The sequence below is a fragment of the Enterobacter cloacae complex sp. CDL013 genome (genome assembly GCF_049238805.1).
In the GTDB taxonomy this organism is placed as follows: domain Bacteria; phylum Pseudomonadota; class Gammaproteobacteria; order Enterobacterales; family Enterobacteriaceae; genus Enterobacter; species Enterobacter hormaechei_C.
On sequence record NZ_JBMKGT010000002.1, the window covers coordinates 90,709 to 111,491 of the forward strand.

A 20,783-nucleotide genomic window follows, 5' to 3' on the forward strand; every position below is an offset into this window, starting at 1 on the left:
ACGTGAGCTACTGGCTCATCTGCCGGGATCCACGGCAGCCGATACTGCGTCGCCATGCCCCTGGCGCCTGACCATACTGACGCTTAAAGCTGCGATTGAAGGACTGCTGAGAGTCAAAGCCCAGCGCGATCGCCACGTTCAGAATCGGTTCATCGCTGTGGGCTAAGCGCTCAACCGATTTTTGCAGCTTTTGCGCGCGAATATATTCGGCGAGAGGGGAGCCGGTATGTTCTTTGAAAAGCCGCTGGAGGTGCCATTTCGAATAGCCGGCTCGCCTGGAGACGGTTTCAATGTCCAGACGGCTATCGAGGTTGTTGTCGATCCAGTCGAGTAAATCGTGAATGAATGCACCCGTGTTCATCTTGCTTCCCCCTACGCCAAGCATTAAAAAGCATCTTTGTTTGTTGCACTTAAAGGTGACCCGTTTTTACATTAATTGCAAGTTTTATTGTTGCATTTAAATCCCTGTTCAAAACACGTGATTTACCTTTGCCGCAAATAGCACATAAAGTGCAACAATTATTCTTGCACTTAGTTAAGCGCCTTCCTACAATCGCCGCGAATAGTGTATTCGCAACTGTTACAGTTTTGTGGCGATGAACGACACAAATGGCCTTAAGCCAGCTACCGGACAAAGGAAGTGGCGCGGCGTCTCCCGCTGCGTCTTGCCCGGCGGCTACAATAACCGGAATAAAAATAATGAGCCTGCAAAAAACCTGGGGTAACTTTCATCTGAGCGCGATGGGGGTGGTTTTACTCTCCGTGCTTCTCGTCGGGTGCGATGACAGCGTCGCGCAAAATGCCGCGCCGCAAGCGCCCGTTGTCAGCGCTGCTGACGTGGTGGTGAAATCCATTAGCCAGTGGGACAGCTTTAACGGTCGCATTGAAGCGGTGGAAAGCGTTCAGCTGCGTCCGCGCGTGTCCGGCTACATTGATAAGGTGAATTACACCGACGGCCAGGAAGTGAAGAAGGGCGAGGTGCTGTTCACCATCGATGACCGAACCTATCGCGCCGCGCTGGAACAGGCGCAGGCGAACCTGGCAAGAGCCAAAACGCAGGCCAGCCTCGCGCAAAGTGAAGCCAACCGTACCGATAAGTTGATCAATACCCATCTGGTCTCACGGGAAGAGTGGGAGCAGCGTCGCTCGGCTGCCGTTCAGGCGCAGGCCGACATTCGCGCCGCGCAGGCGGCGGTTGACGCTGCGCAACTTAACCTTGACTTCACCAAAGTGACCGCGCCTATCGACGGTCGCGCCAGCCGGGCGCTGATCACCAGCGGGAACCTGGTGACTGCGGGCGATACCGCCAGCGTCCTCACCACGCTGGTCTCGCAGAAGACGGTGTACGTCTACTTTGACGTGGACGAGTCAACCTACCTTCACTATCAGAAACTGGCCCGCAGCGGGCAGGGGGCGTCCAGCAATCACACGGCGCTGCCGGTTGAGATTGGCCTGACGGGCGAGGAGGGCTATCCCCATCAGGGCAAAGTGGATTTCCTGGATAACCAGCTCACGCCGAGCACCGGGACCATCCGCATGCGCGCGCTGCTGGATAACTCACAGCGTCAGTTCACGCCGGGACTGTTTGCCCGCGTACGCCTGCCGGGCAGTGCGGAATTTAAAGCCACGCTTGTTGACGATAAGGCGGTGCTGACCGATCAGGATCGTAAATACGTCTATATCGTGGATAAAGACGGAAAAGCGCAGCGCCGCGACATCACGCCCGGGCGTCTGGCCGACGGTTTACGTATCGTACAGCAGGGGCTGAATCCCGGGGATAAAGTCATCGTCGATGGTTTACAAAAAGTGTTTATGCCGGGTATGCCGGTTAATGCAAAAACCGTTGCCATGACCGCCAGCGCCGCCCTCAACTGATCCCTTACCTGAGAATCCAATCCATGGACTTTTCCCGCTTTTTCATCGACAGGCCGATTTTTGCCGCCGTACTGTCGATTCTGATTTTTATCACAGGATTAATCGCTATCCCGCTGCTGCCGGTGAGCGAATACCCTGACGTCGTGCCGCCAAGCGTGCAGGTGCGCGCCGAGTATCCGGGCGCCAACCCGAAAGTGATTGCTGAGACCGTGGCAACACCGCTGGAAGAGGCGATCAACGGCGTTGAAAACATGATGTACATGAAATCCGTCGCGGGCTCGGACGGCGTGCTGGTGACCACCGTGACCTTCCGTCCGGGGACTGACCCGGATCAGGCGCAGGTTCAGGTGCAAAACCGCGTCGCGCAGGCCGAGGCGCGTCTGCCGGAAGACGTGCGGCGTTTGGGCATCACGACTCAGAAACAGTCGCCAACGCTGACGCTGGTGGTGCATCTGTTTTCGCCTGGTGGTAAGTACGATTCACTGTATATGCGTAACTACGCCACGCTGAAGGTGAAGGACGAGCTGGCGCGTCTGCCCGGCGTGGGTCAGATCCAGATTTTTGGCTCGGGTGAATACGCGATGCGCGTCTGGCTGGATCCGAACAAGGTGGCTGCCCGCGGTCTGACCGCTTCGGACGTAGTGACGGCGATGCAGGAGCAGAACGTGCAGGTGTCTGCCGGGCAACTTGGCGCCGAGCCGCTGCCGAAAGAGAGTGACTTCCTGATCTCCATTAACGCCCAGGGCCGCCTGCATACCGAAGAAGAGTTTGGCAATATTGTCCTGAAAACAACGCAGGATGGTACGGTCGTCCGCCTGCGCGATGTGGCGCGGATTGAAATGGGTTCCGGGAGCTATGCCCTGCGTTCCCAGCTGAACAATAAAGATGCGGTCGGGATTGGTATCTTCCAGTCTCCTGGGGCGAACGCCATCGATCTGTCTAACGCGGTGCGCGCCAAAATGGACGAACTGTCGACGCGATTCCCGGACGATATGAAATGGGCGGCGCCTTACGACCCGACGGTATTTGTACGCGACTCGATCCGCGCGGTGGTGCAAACGCTGCTGGAAGCGGTGGTGCTGGTCGTGCTGGTGGTGATCCTGTTCCTGCAAACATGGCGCGCGTCGATTATCCCGCTGATTGCGGTGCCGGTATCGGTAGTGGGTACCTTCAGTATTCTCTACCTGCTGGGCTTTTCGCTGAATACCCTGAGTCTATTCGGGCTGGTGCTGGCGATTGGTATCGTAGTGGACGATGCCATCGTGGTAGTGGAAAACGTCGAACGAAATATCGAAGAGGGGCTCGCCCCACTTGCGGCAGCGCATCAGGCGATGCGTGAGGTGTCCGGGCCGATTATTGCCATTGCGCTGGTGCTCTGTGCGGTATTCGTTCCGATGGCGTTCCTCTCCGGCGTGACCGGTCAGTTTTACAAACAGTTTGCGGTAACGATAGCCATTTCCACGGTGATCTCCGCCATCAACTCGCTGACGCTCTCGCCAGCGCTGGCCGCGCTGCTGTTGAAGCCGCATGGCGCCCCGAAAGATTTCCCGACCCGGCTTATCGATCGTCTGTTCGGCTGGATTTTCCGTCCGTTTAACCGCTTTTTCCACCGCAGCTCGACTGGCTATCAGGGGCTGGTGAGCAAAACGCTCGGCCGACGCGGGGCGGTGTTTGTGGTTTATTTGCTGCTGCTTTGCGCTGCGGGGGTGATGTTTAAAGCCGTTCCCGGCGGGTTTATTCCGACGCAGGATAAGCTGTACCTGATTGGCGGCGTGAAAATGCCGGAAGGCTCGTCGCTGGCGCGTACCGATGCGGTGATCCGCAAAATGAGCGAAATCGGGATGAATACCGAAGGCGTGGATTATGCGGTCGCGTTTCCTGGCCTGAATGCGCTCCAGTTCACCAATACGCCGAACACCGGGACGGTCTTTTTTGGCCTGAAGCCGTTCGACCAGCGTAAACATTCCGCGGCGGAAATTAACGCGGAGATCAACGCGAAAATCGCGCAAATCCAGCAGGGCTTTGGCTTCTCGATTCTGCCGCCGCCGATTTTAGGGCTGGGTCAGGGGTCGGGCTATTCGCTGTACATACAGGATCGCGCTGGTCTGGGCTATGGCGCGCTGCAAAACGCGGTGAACACCATGTCCGGGGCGATTATGCAGACGCCGGGGATGCATTTCCCCATCTCAACCTACCAGGCTAACGTGCCGCAGTTGGACGTCCAGGTTGACCGCGATAAGGCGAAAGCGCAGGGCGTGTCGCTGACCGATCTCTTCGGGACGCTGCAAACCTATCTGGGCTCGTCGTACGTCAATGATTTCAACCAGTTCGGGCGTACCTGGCGCGTGATGGCGCAGGCCGACGGGCAGTTCCGCGACAGCGTGGAAGATATTGCGAATCTGCGTACCCGCAACAGCCAGGGCGAAATGGTGCCGATTGGCAGTATGGTGAACATCACGACCACCTACGGTCCGGACCCGGTGATCCGCTACAACGGCTACCCGGCGGCGGATCTGATTGGTGATGCCGACCCGCGCGTGCTCTCTTCCGCGCAGGCGATGACGCAGCTGGACGCTATGTCTAAGCAGATCCTGCCGAACGGGATGAATATTGAATGGACGGACCTGAGCTTCCAGCAGGCCACCCAGGGCAACACGGCGCTGATCGTCTTCCCGGTCGCAGTGCTGCTGGCGTTCCTGGTGCTGGCGGCGCTGTATGAAAGCTGGACGCTGCCGCTGGCGGTGATCCTCATCGTGCCGATGACGATGCTCTCCGCGCTGTTCGGCGTCTGGCTGACCGGGGGCGATAACAACGTCTTCGTGCAGGTAGGGCTGGTTGTGCTGATGGGGCTGGCCTGTAAAAACGCGATACTTATCGTGGAGTTTGCCCGCGAGCTGGAAATTCAGGGCAAAGGCATCATGGAGGCTGCGCTGGAGGCGTGCCGCCTGCGTTTACGCCCGATTGTAATGACTTCTATCGCCTTTATTGCCGGGACTATTCCACTGATCCTTGGTCACGGGGCAGGGGCAGAAGTGCGCGGCGTCACCGGGATCACCGTCTTCTCCGGGATGCTGGGCGTGACGCTGTTTGGTCTGTTCCTGACGCCGGTCTTTTACGTGACGCTGCGTAAGTTCGTGACGCGCGGCAAAGCGGAAAGAGAGGTGTTGCCTGCGTAGGACGTAGCAGATAGCAAAAAGCCGCCTTCACAATGAAGGCGGCTTTTTTTTCGCAGTCTGTCAGGATTAAGGCGCTTTTTTATGCTGCGTACAGAGTTCCGGCACCGGATCGCACCCGCTGGTATCGGCTTTTTTCACCTCTTCCAGCGCGCTGGCGACGGTATGGCGCGCTAAAACCGCTAACGAAGCCTGCTCCGCTTCATCAGCGATTGATTTGAAGTACCAGCAGGCGTTGGCGCTGACCACGCAGCGGGCCGGGACGTCAGGACGGGACGCCCACAGCTTTTTATCTTCAGTGACGGAAAGGTAGATATCACGCAGGGTGATCTCTTCAGCCGGGCGGCCAAGATGAATAGAGCCGTTGCGGCCAAGCGTGGAGACGATAATGCCGTCGCGGGCGAGAGGAACCATTAATTTGCGGATAAAGCTCGGATTCGCTTCCAGGCCGTAAGCCAGGATTGCACTCGTCGAACGTTCACCCGATTGCTCCGCCATCGCTACGCTGAGAACCATCTGCAAAGCTGTCGGGAAGCGGTAATCTAACATTTTTCTGTCCTGGGTTGCGGTGAATCTTGTTCTTTTTGGCACCGCAGAGGTGAATAATCAGTAAGTAACAATATAACAAATACGGTAATTTTATTGAAGCAATCTGCGGCATACGTGAAGTAACGCTGCGCTGACACATGTCAGGACGTGTAGCGCCGGGTTTACGTTCATGCGAACGCCGGATTCGGGAAATCAACGGTCACCATAAGACCACCTTCGGCTGACGTACTCAGATTGACCCTGCCGTTGTGTTGCTGCGTAACGGCTTTGACGATGGCAAGCCCCAGTCCACTCCCGCTTTGGATCTGATTAGGATCGCGGAAAAATCTGTCGAACACGCGCTCCCGCAGTTCAATCGGGATACCGGGGCCCGCGTCTGAGACGCGCAGCTGAGCGCACTTATCACGCGATTGCAGTTGTACCTCAATGCGTCCACCCTCAGGGCTGTACTTCACGGCATTCTCAATTAAATTGTCGATCAGCGACACCAGACGTTCCCGAATGCCTGCGACATGGATTTCATCGTCGGCGAAGAATTCAAACTCAATTCTGCGTCCGGACGCCAGCGGTTCCAGGGCAGCCATTCGCTCCTGAATAAGCGTTGTCAGCGGCACAGGCGACATCACCGTGCTGATGTGTGCTTCGCTGTGCATCATCAGCAGAAGCTGATTGACGAGACGCGCAGCACGGCTATTGCTGCGAACAATGCCCGCAAGCAGTTCCTGCTGGCTTTCGCTGATGACCCAGGACTGCAATGCCTCGACGTTGATCCGCATCGCGGCCAGAGGCGTACGCAGTTCGTGAGCGGCATCGGCAATAAACATTTTTTCCCTTTCGGCGCTTTCCCGCACCCTGGCCAGAAAGTCATTAATCGCGTCGACCGTCTGGCGAAGCTCTCTGTGTCTGGGGACGGCTTTTAAAGGCGAGAGATCGTCCGGCGTGCGCAATGAAATTTCATCTACCACCTTGTTCCAGGGGCGCATCGCGATGCGGATGGACAGCCACGCGGGGAACAGAAGAAAAGGGATGCAAATCATCAGCGGCATGACGTAGTAGCCGCGCGAGTTCAGATAGATAAAGAAATTCCAGCTACCGGCAGGGGTAAAAAGGGTGACCTCCACGTCGGAGTGCGCGGATTTGAGGGTACGGCTTGTCCATGTATGGTCCTCACTCTGGACATGCTGCATGACCCCCAGACGGCTATTTTTTACCCCCGTTGGCGCACCATCCGAAGAAAAAATAATCTCGTTATTCTTGCGAACAATGAGGTTGATGGACAGCTCCGGGTCTTCACCGCCGCCATAGCCCTCCCGCAGCGCCTTGCTGAACGCTGCCAGCACGGCATCACGCGCCTGCGGGCGATCGTCCATGCTCTCTACCAGGGAAAAAACGGTTTCGTAAGTCTCACTGCCCGTCAGTATGGGAGGACTACGCAGGTCTTCCAGCAAAATGAAGGTTAAAAAGAGACACCAGAGCAACGTAAGCAGCAGCATCTGGGCGACCAGCATTCGCCTGACCAGTGTGGGAAGCCTGAGGTGGTGCCAAAAATTACGCATCAACCAGCCGCCTTCTGAACGGGTACGGTATCAATGACATACCCAACGCCTCTCACCGTTCGCACAAAGCCATCGCCAATTTTTCGCCGCAGGTTCCCCATATGCACATCAAGTGCGTTGCTGAGGTTTTCTTTCGTGCCAAATAACCTTTCTTCCAGATACCGTCGCGTAAGCACGCGATCGGCGCGCAGCATTAACGTTTCAAGCAGCGCATATTCGCTTGCCGTCAGCTCAACGTGGCGTGCGCTCACCGTTACGCGACGCGTCGGAATATGAAGCGACAAACCGCGAATTTCTATTGCCTCATTTTCAAAACCGTAACTGCGCCGCGCAAGGGCTCTCACGCGCGCCAGCAGTTCGGCGAGAACAAAAGGTTTGACCAGATAATCGTCTGCGCCTGCATCCAGACCGCACAGGCGGTCCTGTAGCGTGCCTCGCGCCGTCAGGATGATGACGGGGACGCCCTTAAGCTGTTGACGCAGGCGCGTCATCAGGCTCATGCCATCGCCATCGGGCAGCCCCAGGTCTAGCAAAATAAGTTCCGGCACGCAGATCCCAAGCTGATGCAGCGCATCCTCTTTGCGGCGTACCCATATGACATCAAATCCTTGATCTGCAAGGGCGATACGTACGCCATTGCCGAGATCCAGGTCGTCTTCAATTAGTAGAATTTTCACATTGGTAACTGTATCAACAGTGCATGAAGAACAACTGAAGAAAAAACGGTATCAGGAATTCTTCAGGGTTTACAGAACCTTCACTTGCTTCAGCATTTCTTCATTTACGGCTCATAAGAACCTTAGGGTGAGTATTCAGAATGAGCGCTCTGGCGTTTAACACCGCTTGTATCGCAATTATCTGAATCCAAAGGGCTTCTTTAATGAGAAACATCACACTGCGTCATAGTTTCCCCCGTTCACGCATCGGTCGCAGCATGAAAAGCATCTTGCCGGGGGCCGTCCTGGCGTTACTGGCTACCACGGCCCTGGCGGCAGATCAGCGCCAGGGCAACGTGTTAACCCTGGGAGGCGGCGTGGATGTTGCGCCACGCTATTCCGGTTCGGACAAGAGCCGGGTCTCTGCGGCTCAGGTGGTTGATTACGCGATGGCAAATGGTTTTTTTGTCAGCACCACGCGGGGGATCGGCTACGGCAACAGCTTTGGTAACCTGGACTACAACGCAGCGCTGAGCTATCGCGCTGGACGTAAGGATCGCGACGTAAGCAGCGATTCGATCGCCTCCGGCAGCGACGACCTGCTGGGAATGGGTGACATTAAAGGCTCAGCTATCGTTGTGCCAGGGCTGGGGTACAGGGTGACTGACTGGCTGACCGTGCAGTTGCAGGCAGAGGTTCCGGTTTCGGAGAGAGACAATGGTGAGGCTGTGCATTTCGGCATTGCCAGCCCGTTCTATACATCTCCGAAAAATGCGTTAACGCTGGCGCTGACCGGTAGCTGGGGATCCAGTAAGTACGTGCAAACCTATTACGGGGTGAATGCCGCCCAGTCGGCCGCATCGGGTTTTGCCCGACACGATGCCGGATCGGGACTATATGCGTATTCGCTGAACCTGGACTGGACTCATAGGCTCACCTCCCGCTGGAGCCTGCTTGCCGCAGCTGGCGTTACGCAACTGACGGGAGATGCAGGCGATAGCCCAATTGTTCAGCGAAAAACGTCTCCTGTGGGAAGTTTGAAGGTGACGTACAGCTTCTGATGGTTAAGAGAGGGGGAAGGCGCGTTTGTGACAAAACCGCACATAACCCCGTTGCAGGAGCCAGAAGTGCATAAAGCCCGCAGGATGGCGTGGCCCGAAGTCGGACCGTTCATCATGCGGGCTTTTTTATCACTGTTGACCCGATAACGCCTGTTCAATCGTACGGGTAACGACGTCCGGCTGGCTGACCATCGATACATGGCTTGCCGCTACCTCCGTGGTGTTGGCGTTGATTTTCTTCGCCATTGCGCGCTCAAGCTCAGGATTGATCATCCGGTCATTTTTGCTGATCACATACCAGCTCGGTTTGTCATGCCAGGCGGCATGCGCGACTTTCTCCCCAAACGCATCGGCCTTAATAGGGCTTTGCGTCGCGGCAATCACGCTGCGCTCAACGTCCTTCACGTCAGGGGCAAAATTCTCGCTGACCGCTTTTGTCGGCAGATATAAATACCCCTCTGACGTTTTAGCGAGGCTGGCGCTCCCTGGCGGAGCAGGATAACTGTCTGCCAGATCTGCGGTCGACTGGCCGGAATCCGGCGCAAAAGCGGCAACGTAAACCAGAGACTTCACCCGCGCATTATTGCCCGCTTCGCTGATTACCGACCCGCCCCAGGAGTGCCCGACCAGCACAACGTCGCCATGAGCCCGGGCGATAGCACGCTGCGTGGCGGCGACATCATCTTTCAGAGACGTGAGCGGAAGTTGTACCGCAATGACCTCGGTATGGTGTTTTTGCAGCCGGGTAATCACCTTATTCCAGCTGCTGCCGTCGGCAAACGCCCCGTGCACCAGCACCACGCTGGCTTTCGTCTCTGCCAGCGCGCTGGTGGAAACCGCCAGCAGCGCCGCTGTTAATACAGACAATGCTTTCATAACAGGCTCCTTAAAAGTGGTGAACCGCGGCGTGTGGCGGCACGGTGAATTCAACGGTTTTATGGTCGATGGGCTTATGCGTCGGGTCGGCAACGATGATGGTTACCTTGTGTTTCCCGGCGGGCAGCCCGACCAGGATCACCGGCTCGCCGCTGGTATCAGCCCAGTGCCAGGGCGCGTCATCCACCACAACGTGAATATGGCCGATACGCGGAGTGACTTTCAGCGCGTCGGGTCCAAATACAGGTTCAATGCGCAGGTTTTCGACGCGGTACTGAATAAAGACTGCACCTTTACTCAGCGGTCCCGCCAGCGGTGGGTCGACGATCAGTTTTGCTGGCGGCTGGGGTTTTTCCTGCGGCGATACGGCGGCCGGGCCATTAACATCAGCAGCGCTCAGGCCATCTAACGGTGCGGCCAGTGCGCCAGCAAAGGACGTCAGCGCAAATACAGGAAGCAGGAAATATCGACGAATCATCTGTGTCTCTCCTCATCAGTTTATTATGGCGAGGGATACAGAAGACCATTTTTATGTATCGGGGCTGTTTGCTTCTGCGGGCGTTTTGTACCGGTTTGTCAGCGTAGCGCTCGGGATACAGTGCGATACAGTTTGTTTGCCTGGGCTGCGCACGAGCGCCACTGCGAACCCCGCAATGACCAGCGTCAGTCCTGCGGAAACCCACATTCCGCCTGTTATACCCAGCGACTTATTCAGCCACGCATACGCAAACGGAGAGGCGGCTGCCATCAGTTGGCCTGGAATAAGCAGCAGCCCCGTGCGGCTGGCATAGCGCTCTGTACTAAACAGTTCCAGGGGTAGCGTCGCTTTGACGATAGTCACCAGCCCGTTAATGGCACCAAAGCCGAACACAAATCCGGCGGCACACCAGGCCAGCATGTCGCTGCTCAGTCCGATGAGAAAACAAAGCGGCATGGCGAGCGCAGTGAAAAGCGTCAGTTTTAGCGGAGTGAGGCGCGCCCCTGCCAGCACCTCCATAAGGCGTGCACCGGTCTGCCCCATTCCCCACAGCATGCCGACGGCGACCGGCAGGCCGAAGCTGGCGATAAATTCGGGAAGGTGGGTAGAGGTGCCGTTAGAGACGAAGGTGATGAGAGCAATGAAGGTTGCATAAAGCCAGCCGTTACGCCTGTCATGAGGGGAAACCTGCGTACATGCTTTGGGCTTGACCGTAAAGCGCTGGCGCGGGAAGCGCCGAAGAAGCAGGGCACTGAGCAGACCGAACAGGGCGTAGATCTTCAGCGCATCCTGCCAACCCATCACGTTCAGTAAGGCGTCTCCCAGCGGCCAAAAGACAGCGGACGCCAGCCCGCCTGCCAGGGTGACACGAGAGATTGTCCTGCGTGCCTGCGGTCCGTATAGGTTCACAAGAGCGGAGAAAAGCGCATCATACAGCGACAGGCGCATCCCGATGCCGGTCAGCAACCAGGCGCCATACCAGCCTGAAAGTGTGGGCGTAAAGGCCATTGACAGACAGCTTACGGCGATCAGCAAGGTCCCGCTCATTACCACCCTTTGTCCACCAAAACGCGCCAGCAGAGGAGCGACAAACGGCGAGACAATAGCCATAACCAGCATGGCCAGCGTCAGGCCGAGATAGATTTCGGGGGACGACCAGCTTCGGTCTGCTGTAATGGCATGAGCAAAGGTTCCCGGCATGTAAAAGGAGATCCCCCAGTTAATGAGTTGATTACATCCCGCAGTGAGCGCAAGACGGCGAGGGAGTGCAGGTGTTTCCATTATTTTTCATTCCGTTAGGCAGTTGTCCCGAGCATACAGGGCGCGGTATTGTGCTGGCAGAGCCGTATCCTTATTCACCCTATAAGAGAAACTTTGCATGACGACGCTCAATCTGGGACACCTCGCCACTTTTCGTCTGGTCGTTCAACGCGGCAGCTTTTCTGCGGCAGCAGATGTAATGGGTATTTCCCAGCCCGCCGTCAGCCTGCAAATACGCCAGCTGGAGCAGTTTCTTCAGACGCGGCTGATCGAACGTACGGGGCGTGGAATCAAAGCCACTGCTGCCGGTGAGGCGCTACGGGTGCACGGTGAACGTCTTGAACTGGCGGTTGAGGAGACAATTCGTTCGGTTAGCGCATTCAATCAGGAAGTGAGCGGCACCATCACGCTTGGCACGGGCGCGACGGCCTGTATTCATCTGCTTCCAGCGCTGTTGCAGCAGCTTCGTGAGGAGTATCCCCTGTTACGGATCGGAGTGACGACGGGAAATACGCCAGATATCGTCAGGGCGATTGAGGAGAATCGGCTGGATATGGGGCTGGTCACGCTACCGGCGAGCGGTCGTACGTTGGCGATTATGCACGCGATGGAGGAAGAGTTTGTCTGGATTGGCGCGCAGGTTCAGCCGGAAGAAGGGGAGCAGTTTACGCCAGACTCTTTATACGCTCAGCCGCTCATTGCGTTTGAGTCGGGCAGCGGTACGCGAACGTTGATTGACGGCTGGTTTGAAGCCCGCGGACTAGCCGTCTCACCGGTTATGCAGCTTGGCAGTATTGAGGCCATCAAACGCATGGTACGTGCAGGGCTGGGCTACAGTATTGTGCCGCGAATGGCGGTGGAGCATGCCGACGACCGGGAGGGATTACGCGTTCAATCGTTAACGCCCGTTCTGCACCGGCAACTGGCGATAGTGATGCGTCAGGATAAGATCCTCAGCAAAGGGATGACGGTAATTATTCGGCTGTTACAGCGTGAACATGGACGTTAGCGCTCGGGCGAATCCACAACGAGGCCTGATTGCTGCGACTGAATTTTGTCCTGATGGTGATACCAGGCGCCAATGGAGGAATAAACAAAGCGGCCAAAGAAAAACAGGAAACTGATGAGCAGTATGATGCGGGTCATCCGGGTGTTAAATCGATGTCGTTTTCGCATACGCGTAGCCTGACTCACTTTCTTTTCCTGAGTATACCCTTTTGGGCGATACGGCTATTAAGGCACAGCCGCAAGTCTGGGTCAATTCGGCGAAATGTAAAATACCGTCAATGCTTACATTAATTTATGTTATTAAAAACAACGCTTTTATTTATCGCATTGATAATTACAGGAAAAATATTCAAAAAAAACGTAAGAAAGGTTTATTCAGATAAATTAATTTGATTTAGGTCAACCGCATCCCGTCGTTGATATTTAAAATCCCTCCTCCACTGTGCTTGCCAGGAATTTTCCGGGCAACGTGTACGTCAGGTTGGATGCCTGTCTTCCTTTACCCTCTGGAGCGCAAGGGTTGTAAACGAGCATCTATGAATATTCACCACATCCTGAAGCAAAATAAAGACCGCTGGTGGGCACTTCCTCTTATTTTACCCGTCGTGTTACTCCCGGTACTAAGTGTGGCTAATACCTTAACGCAGCTGGGCGACGGTATCGTTGCGCTCTATTATCTCCCGCTCTCTTTTCTGCTGGCGCTGATGTTGTTCTTTGGCCTGGAAGCCCTCCCCGGGGTGGTGGTATCGCTATTTTTACGTTATTACCCCTCCGTTGGGTTATTTGAAACCGTGGCTGGCATTCTGCATTTTATCGTTCCTCTGGTGCTCAGCTGGGGCGGTTATCGCGTATTTGCGCCCCGGCGCAATATGACCGCTTACGGTGACATACGTCTGATGGGGCAGCGTATTTTCTGGCAGGTGTTTTGTCCGGCAACGCTTTTTCTGGTGCTGTTTCAGTTTGCGGTTTATCTCGGCATTTATGAGAGCCGCCAGAGCCTCGCGGGACTAAATCCCCTCAATATTCGGACACTTATTAACTATCAGGGGCTACTGGTGAGCGGGCTGACGGGCGTGCCGCTAAGCTACCTGCTGATCCGCCTGATACGGCATCCGCGCTATATCAAGGGACTGATGTCCCAGCTCCGCGCGCAAATAGACAAAAAGGTGACGGCCGTTGAGTTTGTGGTGTGGTTTTTAGCCCTGGGCGGGTTGCTGGTCATGCTGCTGCTGCCCATGAATGCAAACAGTTCCATTTTCAGTACCAACTATACCTTGTCCCTGCTGATGCCCGTGATGCTCTGGGGGGCGATGCGCTTTGGCTACAAGCTGATGTCACTCATCTGGACGCCGGTCCTGCTGGTGTCGATTCACTTTTTTTATCACTACATTCCGGTGCATGAGGGGTATGGCATTCAGCTGGCGATCACCTCATCCAGCTATCTGGTCTTTTCCTTCGTTGTGACGTACATGTCGATGCTGGCGACACGCCAGCGCGCCATCAATATTCGCTCCCGCAGTCAGGCTTTTCTCGATCCGGTGGTGCATATGCCCAACCTGCGGGCGCTGTCGCGCGAGCTGGCCAGTCATCCGTGGTCAGCGCTCTGTTTACTGCGCGTGCCCGAGCTGGAGGTACTGGGACGCAATTACGGCGTGATGCTGCGGATCCAGTATAAACAGCAGCTGGCGCAATGGATAAACGGCACTCTACAGCCCAATGAGCGAGTCTATCACCTCACCGGGTATGACATGGCGGTGCGTCTGGATGCGGAGTCGCATCAACAGCGCATTGAGACGCTGGACGAGCATATCAAGCAGTTCGTTTTTGTCTGGGATGGTATGCCGGTACAGCCTCAGGTCGGCATAAGCTATTGCTATGTGCGCTCACCCGTCAATCACCTCTATCTGGTGCTGGGGGAGCTGGGCATCGTGGCCGATCTCTCCCTTTCTACCAACCACCCGGAAAATCTTCAGCAGCGCGGGGCTGTTCACTTGCAGCGTAGCCTGAAAGATAAGGTCGCGATGATGAGCCGTTTACAGGCCGCGCTGGAGCAGGACGCTTTTACCCTGCTGGTTCAACCCGTTCGCGGGCTGCGCGGCGAATGTTATCACGAGGTGCTGCTGCGAATGCGTGATGATAATGGGGCGCTGATCTTTCCCGAACAGTTCCTGCCCATAGCACAGGAGTTTGGTTTATCGTCGCGTGTCGATTTATGGGTACTGGAGCGTACGTTGAGTTTCCTGGCACAGCACCGCCAGCGGTTGCCGGGCCAGCGCTTTGCGATCAACCTCGCACCTTCTACCGTCTACCGGGCGCAGTTCCCGCTTGAAGTGAGCCGCCTGTTAGCCAAATACGCCGTTGAAGCATGGCAGTTGATCTTTGAAGTGACCGAAAGCAGCGCCTTTGGTCATGCGGATCTGGCGGCGTCTACCCTCAGGAAATTACAAAAAATGGGCATCCGGATCGCCATTGATGATTTTGGCACCGGCTACGCCAGCTATGCGCGGTTAAAAAGCGTGGACGCCGACATCCTCAAAATCGACGGCGGTTTTATTCGCAATATTGTCAGCAACAGCCTGGATTACCAGATTGTGGCTTCTATTTGCCATCTGGCCCGGATGAAGAAAATGCTGGTGGTGGCGGAATATGTGGAAACAGAAGAGATACGTAGCGCGGTGCACGCGCTAGGTATCGATTATGTGCAGGGTTATTTGATTGGGTTGCCGGCTGAGCTTGATACGTTGCTCGACACGGAGCCTTCTCAGGAGAGCGCCTGAGCCGTTACGCTGCCGCCTCAGAACTCTCTTCTTCAATCTTCAACAGCCAGCCGGTGACCGCTTCCCAGTACTGCTGCTCTTTTTCCAGATCCAGCAGTACCAGCGCGTTCTGGCTGAACCAGTCGTGCGGGAAGCTCAGCGTCCAGTGATAGTCATCCGTTTTTAGCTTCAGCGTCGGCGGCGTGGTGGTCGCCTGTCGCTGATTATTGAGCAATACGCCCAGGCGCAACAGCTGAATGAGCGGCAGGAACTGCTTTTTCTTAAACAACGTAAAGCGCGGCAGATCGTCGAGCTTGATGGCTTTGCGGTGATAGCGGACCAGCGTCGCCATCATGGTTTGCTGCTCCTGGTTGAAGCCAGGCAGATCGCTGTTTTGCAGAATATAGGCTGAATGGCGATGCATTCCGCTGTGGTTAATGTTCAGCCCCACCTCGTGCAGCATGGCGGCCCATTTTAACAGTGCGGCCAGCTGCGGATGCGCCAGCTTAGGATTTTGCTCCTCCCACTGCTCGTACATCTGCACCGTGGTTTCGAGAACACGCTTCGCCTGTTCACGGTCGATGTTGTACTGGTTGGCCAGGCTCTGCGCGGTACGGCTGCGAATATCCTGATGACGGAAACGTCCTTCCATCTCATACAGCACGCCTTCACGCAGGGCGCCGTCAGAGAGGCGCAGCTCTTTGATCGCCAGCGCGTCAAACACGCCGCAGAGGATCGCCAGCCCCGGTACGAACACGGCTTTACGTTCGTCGGACAGACCCGGCAAACTCAGGGCGTCGAAGCTCTTATGCTTAAGCACCTCTTCGGTGAGTTTCACCAGGCGCTCAGGCGTAATAAACCCGTCTTTTTCACCCATCGCCAGCAGCACTTCATGGGCCGCTTTAATCGACCCCGATGCGCCCAGCGCCACGTTCCAGCCCTGAATACGGTATTGCCAGGCCAGATTTTCCAGTTTTTGTACGGCGGCCATGCGCGCGCGCTGGAAGTTTTCGCGGGTGATGACGCCGCCCGGGAAATACATCTGCGCGAAGCTGACGCAGCCCATACGGCGGCTTTCCACCAGACGCGGCTCGAAGTCTTCGCCAATCACCAGTTCCGTGGAGCCACCGCCGATATCAATCACCAGCTTGCGGCCTTTTTCCGGCTGCGTATGCTCCACGCCCATAAAAATCAGGCGCGCTTCTTCGTTACCGGAGATGATCTCAATCGGGTAGGGGATAACCTTTTCCGCGCGCTTAAGAAATTCCGGCGCGTTCAGCGCCTGGCGTAGCGTATGCGTTCCAACGATGCAGACGCTGGACGGTGAAAAGCCTTGCAGACGTTCTGCGAACAGCGACAGGCAGTTCAGCCCGCGCTCCATAGCCTCTTCGCTCAGCATGTTACGCGCGTCGAGACCATCGGCCAGATGCACACGCTGCTTCAGACGACCGATGATCTGCATCGCGCCATCCACCTCGCGGGCGATGACCATATGGAAACTGTTTGAGCCAAGATCGACCGCAGCGAACTCCTGCGGGCGTGGGGTATTATCGTTTATTGGCATAGGTTAATCGGGTTGCTCAAGTGATTTAATGTAATCGTAAATCGCCAGCTGCGAGCGCACTTTACGGCGATTGCCGCGCGGTACATAGCGATTACTGAGTTCTTTGTCGATATAACGTGCTTTCACCGTATCGCTGAACAGGATCTCGATAATGTCCAGGATACGCTGCTTCAGGCGAGGATCCAGCAGCGGTGCCGCTACTTCAATACGGTAATCAATGTTACGCGTCATCCAGTCGGCGGACGAGAGGTATACGCGCTTATCACCGGCGTTATCGAAAATATAGACGCGATCGTGTTCAAGATAGCGATCCACAATGCTGATCACGCGGATGTTATCGCTAATGCCTTCCAGTTCCGGAATGAGCGAGCACATGCCGCGAATGAGCAGATTTACCGGAACGCCAGAACTGGAGGCCGCGTACAGGCGGTCCACCAGCCCTTTGTCCACCAGATTGTTGAGCTTCAGCGTAATGCCGGACGACAAGCCGTTCTGCGCATTGGCAATCTCTTTGTCGATCATATCGTACAGCAGGCGCCGTGAGTTCTGCGGTGACACCAGCAGATAATCGAAGCTCACCGGGCGGTACGGGTTCTCAATGAAGTTGAACACCCGACGCACTTCGTTGGTGATGCGGGCATCGGCAGTCAGCAGCGAATAGTCGGTGTAGATTCTCGCGGTTTTCTCGTTAAAGTTCCCGGTACCGATATGGGCGTAGCGCACCACCTCGTCACCCTCTTTACGGGAGATCAGGAACAACTTGGCGTGAATTTTCAGCCCCGGCGCGGAGAAGATGACGTGCACGCCCGCTTCCGTCAGTCGGCGCGCCCAGTGGATGTTGGCCTCTTCGTCGAAGCGAGCCTGGAGCTCAACTACCACGGTCACTTTCTTGCCGTTGTGCGCCGCGTGGATCATCGCATCGATGATGCGGGAATCTTTCGCCACGCGATAAATATTGATTTTAATCGCCAGCACGTTCGGATCGAATGAGGCCTGACGCAGCAATTCCAGCACGTGCTCAAAGGTATGATACGGATAGTAGAGCAGTACATCCCGTTCGCGGATGGCGTCGAACCCGTTGCGGAACTTATCGAACCAGATATGGCGCAGGCGCGGCAGCGGTTTGTTCACCAGATTGGCTTTGCCGACGTTCGGGAAGCCAATGAAATCTTTAAAGTTGTGGTAACGCCCGCCGGGAATAATGGAGTCGTAGCGGGAGATGGTCAGCTTATCGCGCAGCATCTCCACCATTGCGTCCGGCATATCACGCTGATAGACAAACCGCACTGGCTCCGCCGTCAGGCGCTGCTTGAGGCTGGAAGACATCAGCTCCATCAGGCTGGCTTCCATCTCATGCACCAGATCGTACTCGGCGTCACGGGTCATCTTCATAGAGTAGGCGTTGAGCGCGTCGTAATCGAAGAAGCCTTTGAAGATATCGTCCAGGCAGTAGCGCAGGATGTTATCCAGCAGGATCATCGGTTTACGTCGGCGCGGGGTTTCCGGCGGCAGGTTTACAAAGCGTGGGACTTTATCAGACGGTATTTCCAGCAGCGCGTAGTTAATGGTCTCACCACGAATGATTTCTACCGCCAGATAGGTGTAATCATCTTTCAGGAACTGCACCAGATCGGTTTCACGGTTGATCAGAATCGGGGTGATATGCTGGCGCAGATAATGTTTAAAATAGTGGCGCAGCCAGTTTTGCTGATTCGCGGAGAGCTGGCGTTCGTTGATCAGGAAGATTTGGTTGCGTGCCATTTCCAGCAGCAGCTCGTTATAGAGGCCATCAAATTCCTGATCGGCTTTCATGACGCGAGACTGGATTTTTCCAAGCAGATGTCGCGAGTGGGAGTTTAAGCCCTGTTCTTCGCTGATGATGATTCGGCGTTTCAGTTCGGCGAAGCGAACCTTGTAGAACTCATCCAGATTGTTGGAATAGATGCCTAAAAAACGCATACGTTCAATCAGCGGGTTGGTTTTATCGGCCGCTTCCTGAAGTACACGTTCGTTGAATGCTAACCAGCTTAGCTCTTTCTCAATGTATAACTTTTCCTGACCCATTACAGCTCACACTCCAGTTCAATCACAGGACGTGGTAAATCCGTCTCGTCCTTATTATGGCGAGCATTTCCACGATATGTCCAACAGTGCCAGAAAAGTATGACAGTTATTTTTTTATTGGGGAATTTAGAGGGTTGGGGGAGGGGATGTCGGGTGGCGCTGCGCTTACCACGACCTACGGGGCCGTAGGCCCGTGCAAGCGAAGCGCCGCCGGGCAATTCAAACACACTACTCTTCGGCAGCATAACCCTGCGGGGGCAACTTCACGCCGTCCAGCCAGGCTGCGCCGTTGCGCATCTCCAGACGTCCATCGACAAACCAGCTTACCACCAGCGGATAAATGGCGTGTTCCTGAGCCTGTACACGTTCGGTCACGTCGTCTTCGTTGTCACCGTCAAAGACCGGTACTTTTGCCTGCAAAATGACCGGACCGCCGTCCAGCTCGTCGGTGACGAAATGCACGGAGGTACCATGCTCCTCATCGCCGTTCTCCAGCACCTGACGATGGGTGTGCAGACCGGGGTATTTTGGTAGCAGGGAAGGGTGGATATTGAGCAGTCGTCCGGCGTAGTGTGCAACAAAAGCCGGGCTCAGGATGCGCATGTAGCCTGCCAGCACCACCACGTCAGGCGCGTAGGCGTCAATCTCCTGCACCAGCTCACGGTCAAAGGCTTCACGCCCGGCGAACTGGCTGGCTTCCAGCGCGTGCGCAGGAATGTTCGCTTCCCGCGCGCGCTCAAGGCCGAATGCATCGGCCTTGTTGCTGAATACTGCCCGAATGGTGCCATTGATTTTCTTCTGTTTGCAGGCGTCTATGATTGCCTGCAAATTGCTTCCGTTGCCGGAAATGAGCACCACGATGTTTTTCATTCAATGACCACACGCTGTTCGGAATCGGAAGCTTTAATCGTACCGATTTTCCACGCGTTTTCACCTTTTTCTGTCAGCAGTTTAATCGCTTTATCCGCTTCGCTGGCGGGCAGGGCGATAACCATGCCCACGCCGCAGTTAAAGGTGCGGTACATTTCATGCTCGCTCACGTTGCCTGCGGTTTGCAGCCAGTTGAAGACGGACGGCCACTGCCATGAGGAGGCGTCGATCACCGCCTGGGTATTATCCGGCAGCACGCGCGGAATGTTTTCCCAGAAGCCGCCGCCGGTAAGGTGAGCGATGGCGTGCACGTCAACGTTCTCAATCAGCTCCAGCACGTTTTTCACGTAGATGCGGGTCGGGGCCAGCAGGTGATCGGCCAGCGGTTTGCCGTCCAGCTCGGTGGTCAGCGGGTCGCAACCGCTCACTTCGAGGATTTTACGCACCAGAGAGTAGCCGTTGGAGTGCGGACCGCTGGAAGCCAGCGCAACCAGCACATCGCCGTCAGCCACTTTGCTGCCGTCGATAATTTCTGATTTTTCTACCACGCCGACGCAGAAGCCTGCGACGTCATAATCTTCACCGTGATACATGCCAGGCATTTCCGCGGTTTCACCGCCGACCAGCGCACAGCCGGATTGCAGGCAGCCTTCGGCGATACCGTTAATGACGCTGGCTGCGGTATCCACGTCCAGCTTGCCGGTCGCGTAGTAATCCAGGAAGAACAGCGGCTCAGCGCCCTGTACCACCAGGTCGTTGACGCACATCGCCACCAGATCGATACCAATCGTATCGTGACGCTTAAGATCCATCGCCAGGCGCAGTTTTGTACCGACACCATCCGTACCCGAGACCAGCACAGGTTCACGATATTTTTGCGGCAGCGCGCACAGCGCGCCGAATCCACCCAGGCCACCCATCACTTCCGGGCGGCGGGTTTTTTTCACCACACCTTTGATTCGGTCAACCAGCGCATTACCTGCGTCAATATCAACACCGGCATCTTTGTAGCTGAGAGAAGTTTTGTTGGTCACGGC

17 protein-coding genes are annotated in these 20,783 nt (G+C 55.9%); 5 read left to right on the plus strand and 12 right to left on the minus strand.

Annotated features, from left to right (window positions below):
• Positions 1-7 precede the first annotated feature (7 nt).
• A complete protein-coding gene (locus ACOTXD_RS03485; protein ID WP_022651570.1) occupies positions 8-361 on the minus strand; it encodes a helix-turn-helix domain-containing protein in 354 nt (117 codons plus the stop codon).
• A gap of 338 nt (positions 362-699) precedes the next feature.
• Here ACOTXD_RS03485 and ACOTXD_RS03490 point away from each other — a divergent pair, with 338 nt between their 5' ends.
• Both ACOTXD_RS03490 and oqxB read left to right on the plus strand, forming a co-directional pair.
• A complete protein-coding gene (locus ACOTXD_RS03490; RefSeq protein ID WP_061856680.1) occupies positions 700-1,875 on the plus strand; it encodes an efflux RND transporter periplasmic adaptor subunit in 1,176 nt (391 codons plus the stop codon).
• A gap of 23 nt (positions 1,876-1,898) precedes the next feature.
• Complete coding sequence (oqxB, locus tag ACOTXD_RS03495; RefSeq protein ID WP_003860594.1) at positions 1,899-5,051, plus strand: multidrug efflux RND transporter permease subunit OqxB; 3,153 nt, start codon at positions 1,899-1,901, stop codon at positions 5,049-5,051.
• Positions 5,052-5,117: 66 nt separating this feature from the next.
• On the opposite strand, the gene ACOTXD_RS03500 is transcribed toward oqxB, so the two are convergent.
• From ACOTXD_RS03500 to ACOTXD_RS03510, 3 genes are all read right to left on the minus strand, one after another.
• The gene (locus tag ACOTXD_RS03500; protein WP_003860591.1) at positions 5,118-5,597 is read right to left on the minus strand and encodes an RrF2 family transcriptional regulator; all 480 of its coding nucleotides are present in this window, start codon (positions 5,595-5,597) and stop codon (positions 5,118-5,120) included.
• A gap of 167 nt (positions 5,598-5,764) precedes the next feature.
• Complete coding sequence (locus tag ACOTXD_RS03505) at positions 5,765-7,153, minus strand: sensor histidine kinase (protein ID WP_061856679.1); 1,389 nt, start codon at positions 7,151-7,153, stop codon at positions 5,765-5,767.
• Positions 7,153-7,830 (minus strand): response regulator, encoded by a 678-nt coding sequence (locus tag ACOTXD_RS03510; protein WP_022651566.1) that lies wholly within the window; start codon positions 7,828-7,830, stop codon positions 7,153-7,155. Before ACOTXD_RS03510 ends, ACOTXD_RS03505 begins: the two co-directional genes overlap by 1 nt.
• Before the next feature lie 203 nt (positions 7,831-8,033).
• Between ACOTXD_RS03510 and ACOTXD_RS03515 the strand changes: the two genes are divergently transcribed.
• A complete protein-coding gene (locus tag ACOTXD_RS03515; protein WP_048244626.1) occupies positions 8,034-8,870 on the plus strand; it encodes a MipA/OmpV family protein in 837 nt (278 codons plus the stop codon).
• A gap of 129 nt (positions 8,871-8,999) precedes the next feature.
• On the opposite strand, the gene ACOTXD_RS03520 is transcribed toward ACOTXD_RS03515, so the two are convergent.
• From ACOTXD_RS03520 to ACOTXD_RS03530, 3 genes are read right to left on the minus strand one after another with little or no spacing between them, the layout of a single operon-like run.
• Positions 9,000-9,746 (minus strand): alpha/beta fold hydrolase, encoded by a 747-nt coding sequence (locus ACOTXD_RS03520; protein ID WP_023325040.1) that lies wholly within the window; start codon positions 9,744-9,746, stop codon positions 9,000-9,002.
• Between the two features lie 10 nt (positions 9,747-9,756).
• The gene (locus tag ACOTXD_RS03525; RefSeq protein WP_032659741.1) at positions 9,757-10,224 is read right to left on the minus strand and encodes a DUF6130 family protein; all 468 of its coding nucleotides are present in this window, start codon (positions 10,222-10,224) and stop codon (positions 9,757-9,759) included.
• 51 nt (positions 10,225-10,275) lie between these two features.
• Positions 10,276-11,505, minus strand: coding sequence for an MFS transporter (locus ACOTXD_RS03530; RefSeq protein ID WP_061856677.1), 1,230 nt, complete (start codon positions 11,503-11,505; stop codon positions 10,276-10,278).
• 97 nt (positions 11,506-11,602) lie between these two features.
• Here ACOTXD_RS03530 and ACOTXD_RS03535 point away from each other — a divergent pair, with 97 nt between their 5' ends.
• Positions 11,603-12,493: a LysR family transcriptional regulator gene (locus ACOTXD_RS03535; RefSeq protein WP_061856676.1), complete on the plus strand. Its 891-nt coding sequence runs from the start codon at positions 11,603-11,605 to the stop codon at positions 12,491-12,493.
• Here the strand turns inward: ACOTXD_RS03535 and ACOTXD_RS03540 are convergent.
• Complete coding sequence (locus tag ACOTXD_RS03540) at positions 12,490-12,660, minus strand: YfgG family protein (RefSeq protein WP_017383512.1); 171 nt, start codon at positions 12,658-12,660, stop codon at positions 12,490-12,492. The genes ACOTXD_RS03535 and ACOTXD_RS03540 overlap by 4 nt on opposite strands.
• Before the next feature lie 368 nt (positions 12,661-13,028).
• Between ACOTXD_RS03540 and ACOTXD_RS03545 the strand changes: the two genes are divergently transcribed.
• Positions 13,029-15,269: an EAL domain-containing protein gene (locus ACOTXD_RS03545; protein WP_061856675.1), complete on the plus strand. Its 2,241-nt coding sequence runs from the start codon at positions 13,029-13,031 to the stop codon at positions 15,267-15,269.
• 4 nt (positions 15,270-15,273) lie between these two features.
• Here ACOTXD_RS03545 and ppx read toward each other — a convergent pair whose 3' ends face one another.
• The 4 genes from ppx to purM form a co-directional block, all read right to left on the minus strand.
• Positions 15,274-16,812 carry an exopolyphosphatase gene (gene ppx / locus ACOTXD_RS03550; RefSeq protein ID WP_003860570.1) on the minus strand — a complete coding sequence of 513 codons (1,539 nt, stop codon included), beginning with the start codon at positions 16,810-16,812 and terminating at the stop codon, positions 15,274-15,276.
• Between the two features lie 3 nt (positions 16,813-16,815).
• The gene (gene ppk1, locus ACOTXD_RS03555; RefSeq protein ID WP_003860568.1) at positions 16,816-18,876 is read right to left on the minus strand and encodes a polyphosphate kinase 1; all 2,061 of its coding nucleotides are present in this window, start codon (positions 18,874-18,876) and stop codon (positions 16,816-16,818) included.
• 228 nt (positions 18,877-19,104) lie between these two features.
• Entirely contained in the window at positions 19,105-19,746 is a 642-nt protein-coding gene (gene purN, locus ACOTXD_RS03560) for a phosphoribosylglycinamide formyltransferase (RefSeq protein WP_061856674.1), read from the minus strand.
• The gene (gene purM / locus ACOTXD_RS03565) at positions 19,743-20,780 is read right to left on the minus strand and encodes a phosphoribosylformylglycinamidine cyclo-ligase (protein WP_003860563.1); all 1,038 of its coding nucleotides are present in this window, start codon (positions 20,778-20,780) and stop codon (positions 19,743-19,745) included. Before purM ends, purN begins: the two co-directional genes overlap by 4 nt.
• Between the last annotated feature and the right edge of the window lie 3 nt (positions 20,781-20,783).